At 39.6% G+C, this 13,625-nt stretch carries 12 protein-coding genes and 1 pseudogene; 7 read left to right on the top strand and 6 right to left on the bottom strand.

Going from position 1 to position 13,625, the window contains the following annotated elements; all coding sequences use genetic code 11:
* Positions 1–130: 130 nt before the first annotated feature.
* Positions 131–571 (bottom strand): FMN-binding protein MioC, encoded by a 441-nt coding sequence (gene mioC, locus KZ793_RS20585; RefSeq protein ID WP_225817025.1) that lies wholly within the window; start codon positions 569–571, stop codon positions 131–133.
* A gap of 91 nt (positions 572–662) precedes the next feature.
* Positions 663–1,124 (bottom strand): transcriptional regulator AsnC, encoded by a 462-nt coding sequence (asnC, locus tag KZ793_RS20580; protein ID WP_166304256.1) that lies wholly within the window; start codon positions 1,122–1,124, stop codon positions 663–665.
* A gap of 165 nt (positions 1,125–1,289) precedes the next feature.
* Here asnC and asnA point away from each other — a divergent pair, with 165 nt between their 5' ends.
* Positions 1,290–2,282, top strand: a complete 993-nt coding sequence (gene asnA / locus KZ793_RS20575) for an aspartate--ammonia ligase (RefSeq protein WP_225817024.1) — start codon at positions 1,290–1,292, stop codon at positions 2,280–2,282.
* Positions 2,283–2,288: 6 nt separating this feature from the next.
* Here the strand turns inward: asnA and viaA are convergent, their stop codons facing one another.
* Together viaA and ravA are read right to left on the bottom strand one after the other, a co-directional pair.
* Positions 2,289–3,746 carry an ATPase RavA stimulator ViaA gene (gene viaA, locus KZ793_RS20570; protein ID WP_225817023.1) on the bottom strand — a complete coding sequence of 486 codons (1,458 nt, stop codon included), beginning with the start codon at positions 3,744–3,746 and terminating at the stop codon, positions 2,289–2,291.
* Between the two features lie 3 nt (positions 3,747–3,749).
* Positions 3,750–5,252 carry an ATPase RavA gene (gene ravA / locus KZ793_RS20565; RefSeq protein WP_225817022.1) on the bottom strand — a complete coding sequence of 501 codons (1,503 nt, stop codon included), beginning with the start codon at positions 5,250–5,252 and terminating at the stop codon, positions 3,750–3,752.
* Between the two features lie 266 nt (positions 5,253–5,518).
* On the opposite strand from ravA, the gene rbsD reads away from it, so the two are divergent.
* From rbsD to rbsR, 6 genes are all read left to right on the top strand, one after another.
* The gene (gene rbsD / locus KZ793_RS20560; protein WP_118987184.1) at positions 5,519–5,938 is read left to right on the top strand and encodes a D-ribose pyranase; all 420 of its coding nucleotides are present in this window, start codon (positions 5,519–5,521) and stop codon (positions 5,936–5,938) included.
* A gap of 7 nt (positions 5,939–5,945) precedes the next feature.
* Positions 5,946–7,451 (top strand): ribose ABC transporter ATP-binding protein RbsA, encoded by a 1,506-nt coding sequence (rbsA, locus tag KZ793_RS20555; protein WP_225817021.1) that lies wholly within the window; start codon positions 5,946–5,948, stop codon positions 7,449–7,451.
* 6 nt (positions 7,452–7,457) lie between these two features.
* A complete protein-coding gene (gene rbsC, locus KZ793_RS20550; RefSeq protein ID WP_225817020.1) occupies positions 7,458–8,429 on the top strand; it encodes a ribose ABC transporter permease in 972 nt (323 codons plus the stop codon).
* Between the two features lie 24 nt (positions 8,430–8,453).
* Entirely contained in the window at positions 8,454–9,344 is an 891-nt protein-coding gene (rbsB, locus tag KZ793_RS20545) for a ribose ABC transporter substrate-binding protein RbsB (protein ID WP_225817019.1), read from the top strand.
* Positions 9,345–9,407: 63 nt separating this feature from the next.
* Positions 9,408–10,337, top strand: coding sequence for a ribokinase (rbsK, locus tag KZ793_RS20540; protein WP_225817018.1), 930 nt, complete (start codon positions 9,408–9,410; stop codon positions 10,335–10,337).
* A 2-nt stretch (positions 10,338–10,339) separates the two neighbouring features.
* A complete protein-coding gene (gene rbsR / locus KZ793_RS20535; protein WP_225817017.1) occupies positions 10,340–11,341 on the top strand; it encodes a ribose operon transcriptional repressor RbsR in 1,002 nt (333 codons plus the stop codon).
* On the opposite strand, the gene mdtD is transcribed toward rbsR, so the two are convergent.
* Complete coding sequence (mdtD, locus tag KZ793_RS20530) at positions 11,338–12,729, bottom strand: multidrug transporter subunit MdtD (RefSeq protein ID WP_225817016.1); 1,392 nt, start codon at positions 12,727–12,729, stop codon at positions 11,338–11,340. The two genes, rbsR and mdtD, sit on opposite strands and share 4 nt — an antisense overlap.
* Positions 12,730–12,798: 69 nt before the next feature.
* A pseudogene (locus KZ793_RS20525) lies at positions 12,799–13,478 on the bottom strand (FadR/GntR family transcriptional regulator).
* Positions 13,479–13,625 lie beyond the last annotated feature (147 nt).

The following is a 13,625-nucleotide window of genomic DNA, read 5'->3' as shown; positions in this document are numbered from 1 at the left end:
AAACTGGGATCTAAACAGCAAGTTATTCACAATGCGATCATGGACTGATAGTTATACTATGGATAACTACGGGTTAACCCCTGCTTCTTATATGAGTTATCCACAATCGTTCGCTGCTTTTTTGTTCAAATCAGAGTGACTTTGCCCAAATTTTAACCCATTCTTCTGCGGGATCTTCGGGGATCTGATGTTGTTGGATATCAATTTCCAGACGATCGCCGAGGCGTTTAGCCCCATTTTCCACCAATAGTTGATCAAGCGATCTTATCGCCCCACAGAAAGTATCGTATTCAGAACTGCCAATACCAACAGCACCAAATGTTACTTTGCTGAGATCTGGTTTTTTTTCAGAAATTTCTTCTGCCAGTGGTTGTATATTTTCTGGTAATTCCCCTGCCCCATGTGTGGATGTGACTACTAACCAGAGCCCTTCCTGAGGAAGTTCATCGAGAGAGGGGCCATGTAGCATTTCGGTGGAAAAACCAACATCTTCCAGAATTTCAGCCATATGTTCAGCTACGTATTCAGCACTGCCCATCGTGCTGCCGCTGATTAAGGTAATAGTGGCCATAATGATCCCAACAGATTTCAAGAGTCGCTATTGTACGCTGTGAATCTGCTGGGATCTACCTGTGGATAATGTGGTTATAACAAATTTTATCTTATGGCTTGATTGTTCGCATGATCGGGTTTTGTAAGGAGATCAGGGTTTCTGTTGATTGGATTTCATCGATAGTCTGTATTTTGTTGATAAGTACATCTTGAAGGGATTCAATTGAACGGCACATAACTTTAATAAAGATGCTGTAGTGGCCTGTTGTGTAGTAAACCTCAACCACTTCATCCAGGTTGCCTAGTTTTTTCAGAGCTGATGGGTAATCTTTAGCACTCTTAAGAATAATGCCAATAAAGCAACAAACATCATAACCAAGTTGTTTAGTACTAATATCTACTCTGGTACCGGTGATGATCCCTGCTTGCTTCATTTTTTCTACACGAACATGAATGGTTCCTGGGCTGACAGCAAATTTCTTTGCCAGTTCGGCATAAGGTGTACGTGCGTTGTCCATTAAAGCGTGAAGTATGTCACGGTCCAGATTATCGATCTGATAAATTTCTGCCATTTTTAGCTCCATTTTTTATTGAATTTTCATTTTTTCTATATTAAAAATGAATTTTATAAAGCATAAAGACTATTTTTATTGAAGTATATTGAATTTATACCTCATTCTATTGCTTAATGTTTGCAACAGGACATCAGGGCTACCTAAAAATTTGAGAATAATATTATGAAAAAGTCATTTATTGAGAAGCAGCAACAAATTAGTTTCGTGAAATCCTTCTTTTCCCGCTTGCTGGAAAGCAAGCTAGGTCTGATTGAAGTACAAGGGCCAATCTTAAGTTGTTTGGGTGATGGTATTCAGGATAACTTGTCCGGCCATGAAAAGGCTGTTCAGGTAAAAGTGAAAACGTTACCGGATTCAACTTTCGAAGTAGTGCATTCACTGGCTAAATGGAAACGTAAAACACTGGGCCGTTTTGATTTTCAGCCGGAGCAAGGGCTTTACACTCACATGAAAGCATTGCGTCCGGACGAGGATCGCTTAACACCAATCCACTCTGTTTATGTTGATCAATGGGATTGGGAAAAAGTGATGGGAGATGGGCAACGCTCACTTGCTTATCTAAAACAGACAGTAGGCAAAATTTACGAAGCAATAAAAGAAACAGAAAAAGCTGTCAGCAAAGAGTTTGGTCTGGCACCGTTCCTGCCAGATCAAATTCACTTTGTTCACAGTGAAACGCTTCTGAGCCGTTATCCGGATCTGGATGCAAAAGGTCGCGAACGTGCTATTGCTAAAGAACTGGGTGCTGTTTTCCTCATTGGTATTGGTGCGAAATTATCTGATGGTCAAGCACATGATGTTCGAGCACCGGATTATGACGACTGGACGACGTCAAACAGTGATGGTTTTGCTGGTCTGAACGGCGACATTATTGTCTGGAACCCTGTTTTAGAGGACGCTTTTGAGATCTCTTCCATGGGTATCCGTGTTGATGCAGAAGCGCTGGAGCGCCAATTAGGGCTGACCGGTGATGAAGGGCGCTTGCAATATGATTGGCATCAGGCGTTACTCAAAGGCGATATGCCACAGTCGATTGGCGGAGGTATTGGTCAATCCCGTTTGGTGATGTTACTGCTGCAAATGAAACATATCGGTCAGGTTCAATGCAGCATATGGTCACCTGAAGTACGCGAAACTGTAGAAGGCATGCTCTGATTCAATTCAGTGACGCCATTTTCGCAGTAAACGGCTTTTAAGTCCGGTATCAAAACGCCAGATATGATCGAATATCCGCATAATACCGGGCTTACCATATTGGGACATGGAGACCGCATGGAAGCGGTGTTGCTGATGCTGTTGCAGATTTTTTATCTGATGGATTAGTGGGTCCGGTAAACGCTGGACAATGAAATCTGAAATAACAACAGCATCAGCATCTTTCCAACATTGCTCTTTCATTTTTTCTATTGTGCTTGCCAGACAAAAAGCTAAATCTGTTCCTCCTCTAAAAGTCTGGCTGAGAAAACGAATAGCTTGCTCCAGACCATCTGGTGAAGATAGTTCATAGTGTACAATTTCTGTAGCAAATAACATGATGTGACAGTTACGATCATCTGCTAGTGCAATGCGTAACAGTGCCAGACAAAAAGCTTTGGCACATTTTTCATTGAATCCTCCCATAGAGCCGGAAGTATCCACACAGACAATAAATGGCCCTCTTGGCTTTTCCTCCTTATTGTAATGAGTGACTGGTCGTAATGTTGTTTTCTGTTGCCAGCTATCGCCTTGTAAGCGATAGGTCAATAAGCGCTTTTCCACCAATCTGCGATAAAATTCATATTCCAGATCTTCAATTCCTAATATTGCCAGTTCTGTTGGTAACAGGCGTAAAATATCATCACTTTGCCCTATGCCATTTACCTGCTCAGGAACGGTATCAGGTGTCCGTTCAATGGTAGTACAGGGTTCGAGAAGATGGCTTTCCTGTGGTTTTGATTTTGCAGATTGGCTACGACCAAGTAATTGAGCCAGTTTTTCCAGTTCGGGTTGTTGGTGAAGAAATTCACTGTAGCGAATCAATAACTGTTCATCATTGCGGGAATGGTTTAACTGACTTTTACTCATATCCCATAACCGTCCCGCCGCCCTGTCATTTTCACTGAAAATAGGATCAATATTACCGCTTAGTGTTAGCCGTTGTTGCAATTCTGCCAGTAATTGTTCTTTTTCTTGTTCCAGTAATTTCTTGTGGAAAGTTGTAGTTTGCAGGATCAGGCTGAGTCTCCATCGTTGGATAAACAGGATTTGTAATGCATTTGAATGCTCGGTAGTGCTGGTTACCAATTTCTGTGCTTCTTCAATAAAAGGGGATTTAATTTGGTTCAGTATTTCCAGAATATCGGGAAGTTTAAGATAAAAATTATCGGTGTTGGCAGACAGTAATTGTTGATATAACTGAAATTCTTCTGCCAGGGGGGCTGGAATTAGCGCTTCTTTAATTCTTTGTTGTAAATCTTGTTTCCAACCGGGAATGTCTTTCAGTAGTGCACGTTTTAAACGAGGATATTTTTCAAAAAAGATAGCTAACTGAGGTGAAGCCAGAAGAGTTAATATGATCTCTTCTATCAGTTCTCCTTCGTTTACTGACAATAAAAGATCAAGAGTGGTTAGGCTAATCATTTGTTAGCTGCCCATTTTTATTTTCAACTGATTGATTTTATCCGTCAGTTGGATAAAACTTTGTTCTATGGCAGCAAACCAATGGTTTTCAATGAATATACATGGTTGATGCTGACTAAATAATTGGCGTTGATGGTGAATCTCTTGGTTAATTTTTTCCAATTTTTCCAACCACTCGCTGTTTTTTTCGTTTTGTTGATATTGACTATCCGGTAAATATAAAGTAGAGGAACGACGGCTAATATCAAAAATCTCTGGTTGATGTGATGAATTAATTTCGGCTGCTATATCTTGTGGAAAACCGATACTGTTCAGGCGGGCTGGTAAACTTCCACCTTTATTTATCCAGGTATTTAGCATCTTTTTTTCCACTTCAATAAAATTAACTTGAATATCATGGATATGAAGAGGTGTATGCAGGAACAAAGTCAATTTTTCTTCATTGATGTGATCGGGTAGCGAATATTGTATTTTGCGTCCAAACAAACCTGTTTGTTTTTCCAGGTACAACGCCTGCTGATTATTTTTATCCTGACGGGCTTGAATCCATTGGTGATAAAGTGAATCAATTTGCTGAGATGATACTCTTTGCTGATAGGCTTGTTCGATCATGAGAGTATTCAGATATTGAGGTAATAATTTGAAAGAGTGAAGATCATACCACAGACAATCTTTCAACAATATTAAATCAAGTGGCGATATTTCTCTTCTGCCATTGAAGAAAGCACTAGCTTGTAATAAATGAATTGCTTTCTTCCAGCGCCGATCTGAAACGTAAGGTGAATGTTCTGTTGCATCAAGTTGCTGGCGTAGATGATAGATAATATCAAAACAATTCTCTGGTAGGACTATTTTATTAATCTCTTGTTGCCATTGATGAAACTCTTCACTTGTTATCTGAATATTTTCTGGGACAGGGTTATCATTTTCATCTTTTTGGTTAGTAAGTAATGCCCGGAAGTTCTGTTTTTCTTGAATTTTATCCAACCAAATACGGATTAGCATTCGGTCATAAAGAGCCTCAAGACTGCTATCTGTTTCAGGTAATTCATTAGATGCTGTTATTAGTAATCGCATCGGAATTTTCTCTTCTGTATCCCCATTCCTAAATTTTCTTTCGTTAATTGCAGTCAGCAAGGTATTGAGAATTGCCGGGCCGGCTTTCCATATTTCATCGAGAAAGACAATTTCAGTTTCAGGTAAATAGCCAGTGGTCAGTCGTTGATAACGACCTTCTTCTTTCAATGCCTGAATAGAAAGAGGACCAAAAATTTCTTCGGGAGTGGAGAAACGGGTCATCAGATACTCAAATGCTCTGGCATCACGAAACGCAAATTTTAATCGGCGGGCTATCAGACTTTTTGCGATCCCTGGGGGACCAAGCAGGAAAACGCTTTCTCCGCACAGTGCAGCTAGCAGGCATAAACGAATCGTCTGTTGTCTTTCATACAGACCACTCTCCAGATAGTTACTTAAACAAGCTATTTTTTCCACTAATTGTTGCATAATTCATACCAATATTATCTGTTGGGATAAATAAAATCTAATCACTCTTCTTCATAGATTTTAATCATCATTTATTGATGAAGACTATATTTACCTTAAAAATCGATTCAGCGTCAAATATTCAATAAGTTAACGTTGATTTTTGGTTTTTTTATTGTCGAAGCGTTATCGATAACGATCACACTTTTGTATTATTAATGTTGCATTTTAAATGTTACTTTATATATTGCTTTAATAGCGAAACGTTTCGCTAATGGAATAAAAAAATGAAAAAAGGTGTATTACTTAATTCTGAAATTTCAGCCGTAATTTCTCGGCTGGGGCATACTGACCAGATTACAATTGGTGACATTGGGTTACCAATTCCTTCTTCAGCCCAGCGGATTGATTTAGCGCTAACCCAGGGGATCCCTAGTTTTATATCCGTTCTTAATGTCGTGACTCAGGAAATGCAGGTTGAAGCTGCATTTTTAGCAGAGGAGATCATTATCTATAATCCTTTGATACATCAATTAATATTATCTCAGATTAAGGAACTAGAGGAACAACAAGGGAATTCAATTATTGTGGAATATATCAGTCATAATATATTGAAAGAGAAAACGGAATATAGCCAAGCGATGATTCGTACTGGAGAGAATTCTCCTTATGCCAATATCATCCTTTGTGCTGGTGTGACTTTCTGAGGTGGTTATGCGACCTGCACTGGAACTAAAAGGAATTAGTAAATCTTTTCCTGGTGTTAAAGCATTATCTGGCGCGGCACTACGTGTTTATCCGGGTAAAGTCATGGCATTGGTAGGGGAGAATGGTGCAGGTAAATCCACGATGATGAAAGTGTTGACCGGAATATATACCAAAGATACAGGCACAATTCATTATTTGGGAAAAGAAGTAATTTTTTCTGGTCCTAAATCCTCTCAGGATGCGGGTATTGGGATTATCCATCAAGAATTAAATCTTATTCCTCAACTGACTATTGCAGAAAATATTTTCCTGGGGCGTGAATTCGTTAATAAATTTGGTGCCATTGATTGGAAAAAAATGTACCAGGAAGCCGATCGCCTTTTGAAAAAGTTGAATTTAAGTTACAGCAGTCACTGGCGGGTAGATGAACTTTCTATCGGTGATCAGCAAATGATTGAGATTGCTAAGGTGCTGAGTTTTGAATCCAAAGTTATCATTATGGATGAACCAACTGATGCACTGACTGATACAGAAACTGAATCATTGTTTAACGTAATACGTGAACTGACATTGCAGGGATGCGGTATTGTTTATATCTCTCATCGTCTGAAAGAAATTTTTGAAATTTGCGATGATGTTACGGTATTCCGTGATGGACAATTTATTGGTGAAAAGCCGGTAAAGCAGTTAAAAGAAGAGACTCTGATTGAAATGATGGTTGGCCGAAAACTGGAAGAGCAATATCCTCGCCTAAATTTGCCTCGTGGTAAGAAGCGGCTTGAAGTTAAGCAACTTTCTGGTCCCGGTGTGACAAATGTTAGCTTTTCCCTTTATAGCGGAGAAATTTTGGGTATATCGGGGTTGATGGGGGCTGGCCGCACTGAATTAGTGAAAATTATTTATGGTGCGTTGCCAAAAACTCAAGGACAAATCACTCTGGATGGGACGCCTGTTGTAACCCGTCGTTCTCAGGATGGGTTAGCTTGTGGGATTGTTTATATTTCAGAAGATCGGAAGTGTGATGGATTAGTTTTGGATATGTCGGTTAAAGAGAATATGTCTCTTACCGCTTTACGTTATTTTAGTAATAAATCAGGTAGCCTGAACCATAAAAAAGAGCAGCAGGCAGTCAATGATTTTATCAAGTTATTTAATATCAAAACACCTTCAATGGAACAGACGATTAGCCTGCTTTCTGGAGGTAATCAGCAAAAAGTGGCCATTGCTCGTGGATTAATGACCAGACCAAAAATTCTTATCTTGGATGAGCCGACTCGGGGAGTAGATGTCGGTGCAAAAAAAGAAATTTATCAACTCATTAATCAGTTCAAAAAAGAGGGTTTGAGTATCATCCTTGTTTCTTCTGAAATGCCGGAAGTGATAGGAATGAGTGATCGTATTTTGGTCATGTATGAAGGTTATATCAGCGGAGAATTTTTTGCTGAACAGGCAACTCAAGAAATTTTGATGGCGGCGGCTGTTGGCAAGCAATATGGAGCGATTCGGGAGTAATTCAGTATGAATTCGAACATATCACCGACATCTAAGTGTTGGTTTACTAAAGAGTGGTTACTGAAACAAAAGTCATTGATTGCGTTGTTAGTATTGATAGCCGTAGTTTCTTCTCTTAGCCCAAATTTTTTCACGTTAAATAACTTGTTTAATATTCTGCAACAGACATCAGTCAATGCCATTATGGCAGTTGGGATGACATTGGTTATTTTAACATCGGGTATTGATCTGTCTGTTGGTTCATTGCTTGCATTAACAGGCGCAGTAGCAGCTTCATTGGTTGGTATGGAGGTTAATGCGCTGGTGGCTGTAGTGGGGGCTTTGGCTTTAGGTGCTGCGATCGGTGCTTGTACAGGAATAATCATTGCTAAAGGTAAAGTACAGGCTTTTATTGCCACTTTGGTCATGATGTTATTACTTCGTGGAATAACCCGCGTCTATACTGATGGTAGCCCAATAAATACAGGATTCAGTAATAATGCGGATCTGTTTGGCTGGCTTGGTATTGGTCGCCCATTGGGAATTCCTACTCCAATATGGCTGATGTTGATCGTTTTTGTTATTGCATGGTATCTCCTGCACCACACCCGCTTAGGTCGTTATATTTATGCATTGGGTGGTAATGAATCGGCTACCCGTTTGTCTGGTATCAGTGTCGATAAAATCAAGATTATCGTTTACGCCTTATGCGGTTTACTGACGGCATTAGCAAGTATTATTGAAGTGGCCCGTCTTTCTTCTGCTCAACCAATGGCGGGGAGTGGTTATGAATTGGATGCTATTGCTGCTGTCGTTTTGGGCGGAACTCGTCTGGCTGGTGGTAAGGGATTAATTACGGGGACTTTGATTGGTGCGCTAATCCTAGGTTTTTTAAATAATGGCTTAAATTTATTAGGTATTTCTTCTAACTACCAGATGATTGTTAAAGCAAGTGTAATATTGCTGGCAGTTCTGGTTGATAACAAAAGTGGTAAATAACCTCATCCTATAGGAAATAATATAATGAGAATGAAGAAATTAGTCACAATTTTATCTGCTGTTGTACTAGGCGCGACTATAAGTGTAAATGCGTTAGCGAAAGATACTATCGCGCTAGTCATTTCTACACTAAATAATCCATTTTTTGTCTCCATGAAAGAGAGTGCTCAAAAAGAGGCGGATAAGTTGGGCTATAACCTAATTGTATTGGATTCTCAGGATAATCCAGCGAAAGAATTAGCTAATGTTCAGGATTTGACGGTACGTGGTACTAAACTCATGCTAATTAACCCGACTGACTCCGATGCTGTTGGTAATGCCATTATTATGGCTAACAATGCCAAAATTCCGGTCATTACTTTAGATCGGATAGCGAATAAAGGTGCTGTTGTCAGTCATATTGCTTCTGATAACCGCTTGGGTGGTAAAATAGCGGGTGATTTTATCGCCGAAAAATTGGGGAATGAAGCCAAAATTATTCAGCTAGAAGGTATTGCCGGCACTTCTGCTGCCCGTGAACGTGGTGAAGGATTTAATAAGGTAGCACAGGAACATAAATTCAATGTGCTGGCTAGTCAGCCTGCTGATTTCGATCGTACCAAGGGACTGAACGTTATGCAGAACTTACTGACGGCTCATCCGGTTGTACAAGCTGTATTTGCTCAGAATGATGAGATGGCGTTAGGTGCTTTGCGTGCTTTACAGACAGCAGGTAAAAGCGATGTATTAGTTGTTGGTTTTGATGGTACTGGAGATGGTATCAAAGCTGTTCAACGTGGAAAATTAGGAGCGACAATCGCTCAGCGTCCTGATCAAATAGGTATCGTTGGTGTTCAGACAGCGGACAAGGTGCTGAAAGGCGAAAAAGTTGATGCTGTTATTCCTGTAGAACTGGAGTTGGTTATTAAGAAATAAATCGGTATTTGTGCCGTTACTCATTGATGGTGGTGGCGGCATAATTGAAAAGGAATAAATGTAATGAGTACAGCAAAACTTACGGTGCTTGGCAGCATTAATGCTGACCATATTTTGAATCTTAAGTCATTCCCTCGTCCGGGGGAAACGGTGATTGGAGAACAATATCAGGTTGCTTTTGGTGGTAAAGGTGCTAATCAGGCGGTAGCAGCAGGTCGCAGCGGTGCTGACATTACATTTATTGCTTGTGTTGGTGAGGACGATATTGGTTTTCGTATCTGTCAGCAGTTAGCAAAGGATAATATTAAAATTTCTGGCATTGAGGTGATTAAAGGAGAAACAACGGGTGTAGCGTTGATTTTCGTTAATCAGCAAGGTGAAAACGTTATTGGTATCAATGCAGGCGCTAATGCAGCGTTGACACCGGAATATTTCTATCGCTACCAAAATATTATTGAGGAAGCAGATGCATTATTAATGCAACTTGAGTCCCCATTGGAAACAGTGCAGCTTGCTGCAACAATAGCTAAACAAAATAATACAAAAGTAATACTCAATCCGGCGCCGGCCCGAAAATTATCTGATCAATTGCTCTCGCTGGTGGATATCATTACACCGAATGAAACTGAAGCGGAGTATCTCACTGGAATTAAAGTAGAAAATGATTCAGATGCAGAAAATGCAGCTCAAATACTGCATGATAAAGGTATTGAAACGGTAATTATCACATTGGGTAGCCGTGGTGTATGGTTGAGTGAAAACGGTCAGAAAGGAAAAATCGTTCCGGGATTTAAAGTTAACGTTGTAGATACTGTTGCGGCAGGAGATACTTTCAACGGTGCGTTGGTGACAGCATTATTGGAAAGAAAACCCATGTTATCTGCCATACGATTTGCTCATTCTGCTGCTGCGATAGCGGTAACCCGTCAGGGAGCTCAGCCTTCCGTCCCGTGGCGAAATGAAATTGATGCATTTTTAACTGAACAGGACTGACTGTGGCTACAATGAAAGATGTTGCTCGTTTTGCAGGTGTTTCTACATCAACTGTATCTCATGTTATTAATAATAATCGTTATGTCAGTGATGGTGTAAAAAAGAAAGTTAATGATGCGATTGAGCAATTGAATTATACACCATCAGCGCTTGCACGAAGTCTTAAAATCAAGCAAACCAAGACCATTGGTATGTTGGTAACGACCAGTAATAATCCCTTTTATGCTGAAATTGTAAGAGGGGTTGAACGAAGCTGTTATGAGCGTGGTTACAGCCTTATCTTGTGTAATACAGAAGGTGATGCCAAACGAATGGATTACAGCATGGAAACTTTGTTGCAAAAGCGAGTAGATGGAGTGCTGGTTATGTGTACTGAAAATCAACACAGCTCCTGTGATGTTTTGCGCCGTTATCCTCCTTTACCGATGGTTATGATGGATTGGTCTCCATTTGATATTGTCAGTGATGTTATTCAGGACAACTCCTTGTTGGGTGGTGAGATAGCGACTAATCACCTTATTAGCTGTGGTTTTAAAAAAATAGCCTGTATTGCAGGTCCACAAGATAAAACACCTGCTAATCATCGATTGAAGGGGTATAGAAAGGCAATGGCAAATGCTGGCCTTATTATTCCTGACGGATATGAAATTTACAGTGATTTTGAATTTGCTGGTGGTTTTAAATCAATGCAGAAATTACTACAACATCCAGAACCGCCAGAAGCTGTTTTTGCCGGAAATGATGCAATGGCCGTTGGCGCTTATCAGGCTCTGTACCAGGCGGGGCTTTCTGTGCCGGGTGATATTTCCATCATAGGCTATGATAATATCGACCTTGCCCCTTATATGATCCCACCGTTGACAACCATTCATCAGCCAAAAGATGAGTTAGGAAAATTAGCTGTTGATACTTTGCTTTATCGGATGGATAACCCAGAAAGTGATCCTAAATTATTAGTATTAACTCCGACACTGATTGAGCGTAGTTCAGTTTCTCATTCTTAGGTATTCTTTTTTTTGATCATGTTATTTCCATCTTCCTTATGTAATAACAGGAAGGTGGAAGAAGAGAGTAAAGTGATTATTCCTACGGTAATAAAAGTATTGTGGAAGTTATCAACGGTTGTTCCATAAGGTATCGATTCATAGAAACGAAGAATAGCTGCACTTACTGCAACACCGAAGCTAATAGATAACTGCTGAGTTACAGCTAATAAACTATTTCCTGAACTGGCATTATTATCGGTCAGATCAGCGAGAGTAATGGTATTCATCGAAGTAAATTGAATGGATACAGCCATACCCAGTAAAAATAGTGGAATAGACAAAAGGATAGCGGGCATTTCTGGTGATTGCAGTGAAAATTGAGAAATCATTAATCCAATAATGATTGTTATGCTAACCAGCGTCTTACGATATCCAAAGCGAGTTAATACATTAGTAACGAAAGATTTGGCTATAACAGAACCAATAGCTGTTGGTGCCATCATCATTCCGGCAATGACCGCTGAATAGCCAAATCCAACTTGTAGCATCAAAGGCATCAGAAAAGGAATGCAACCCGTTCCCAAGCGTGTAACAATATTACCTATAACACCGATAGAGAATGTGCGAATACGGAATAATTTCAGACTGATAAGGGGTTGGATTTGTTTTCTAGCATGCATCAGATAACCAAATAATATCATAAAACCACCAACCATAATTGTCAGAGGTATATAGCCTGGTAACGAACTCTCTCCTAGTAAATCCAAACTGACAGAAACCATTATCAAACTCAGTCCAAAAAGTATGAAACCGAAAAAGTCGAATGAACGTTTTGGCATTGTAAAATTAGGCATATGCTTTTTAGCATAAATAATCCCCAATAAACCAATTGGAATATTGATAATAAATATCCAGTGCCAGGTAGCATAAGTGACTAATAACCCACCGAGCATAGGACCAAGAATTGGCCCTACTAACCCTGGCATGGTGACAAAATTCATAACAGATAGAAGTTCACTGCGTGGGTACGCACGTAATAAAGCAAGGCGAGCAACTGGCATCATCATTGCACCACCAATTCCTTGAATTACACGAGAAACAACTAGAAAAGCTAAATTACCTGACAAAGCACAGGCAAGGGAACCTAAAGAAAATAAGGATACAGCAAACATAAATATCCGGCGGGTACCGAAACGATCTGCTAACCAGCCACTGACTGGAATTAGCAAAGCGACAGTCAGAGTATAGCTGACAACAGCAGATTGCATCGCCAGAGGTGAATGTTTGAGGCTTTCAGCAATAGCGGGCAATGCTGTGTTGAGAATTGTTGCATCTAACGCTTGCATAAAGAAAGCTATTGCAGCAATCCAGGGTAGCCCCGCCATATTACGAGCGGTTTTTACCATTAATAATCCTACTTATTTTATCTAGCTAATGTTTGATTAGATATTAATCTAAAACACTACTATATAATATCATTCGCGCTCTGTTAATAACTTTTGGCAAGCGAGAAGTGCGCTGTGACTGTCACCTTGGATGATTGAATTAACAATTGTTTTATGAGTTTCCAGTTGTACAACTTTATCGGAAATAACAGCTTTGAAGTAGTTCTGGTAAACTAAATGAAATAAGTTGGCAAAAGAACGTAAGAATGGATTTCCACAAGATTTATAAATGGTGTAGTGAAACTGGTAATCAATCTTTATCCATTTTTCTCGGTTAAAATTTTCTTTTAGTAGATACATTTCATCTACTATCTGTAAGAACTGCTTCTTTTGTTTTTGTGTGGCAAGAAAGCAAGCTTGTGGTTCTATTGCTAATCTTACCACATGGAAATGTTCAACCACTTGGCTAAGATTGTCACGATTCATCCACCACTTTAATAAATCCTGATCAAGGAAATTCCAATGAATTGTTGGCATGATTCGAGTACCAATACGTGGGCGAGGTAATAGCATACCTTTGGCTGCAAGTATTTTTATTGCTTCACGAACAGAAGTTCTGCTGATGTCAAATTGTTCAGCGAGTTCTATTTCACCAGGGAGGATAGTTTCAGCTTGATATTCACCAGACAAAATCTGTTGTCCGATTTTTTCAGCTATGAAAGATAAGAAAGGTTTTTCTGGGAAGCTTTTCTTTGTTCTTTAAATTGCATAGTAGATTTGAACCCTTTCCCGCATTTGTCTACTTATATTACTTTAGTTTGGGAATAATTGTTGTCGATGTCATCAGTTTTTGTATAGAAAAAACACATAAATACAAGTTTTGTTGAAAAAGTATGCGAACGATGGTTTTTTTTAAA

This window comes from Photorhabdus antumapuensis, from assembly GCF_020387775.1.
GTDB classification, from domain to species: Bacteria; Pseudomonadota; Gammaproteobacteria; order Enterobacterales; family Enterobacteriaceae; genus Photorhabdus; species Photorhabdus antumapuensis.
Note: the sequence above shows the minus strand (reverse complement) of the source record. Positions and strands in the feature narration are given on the sequence as shown.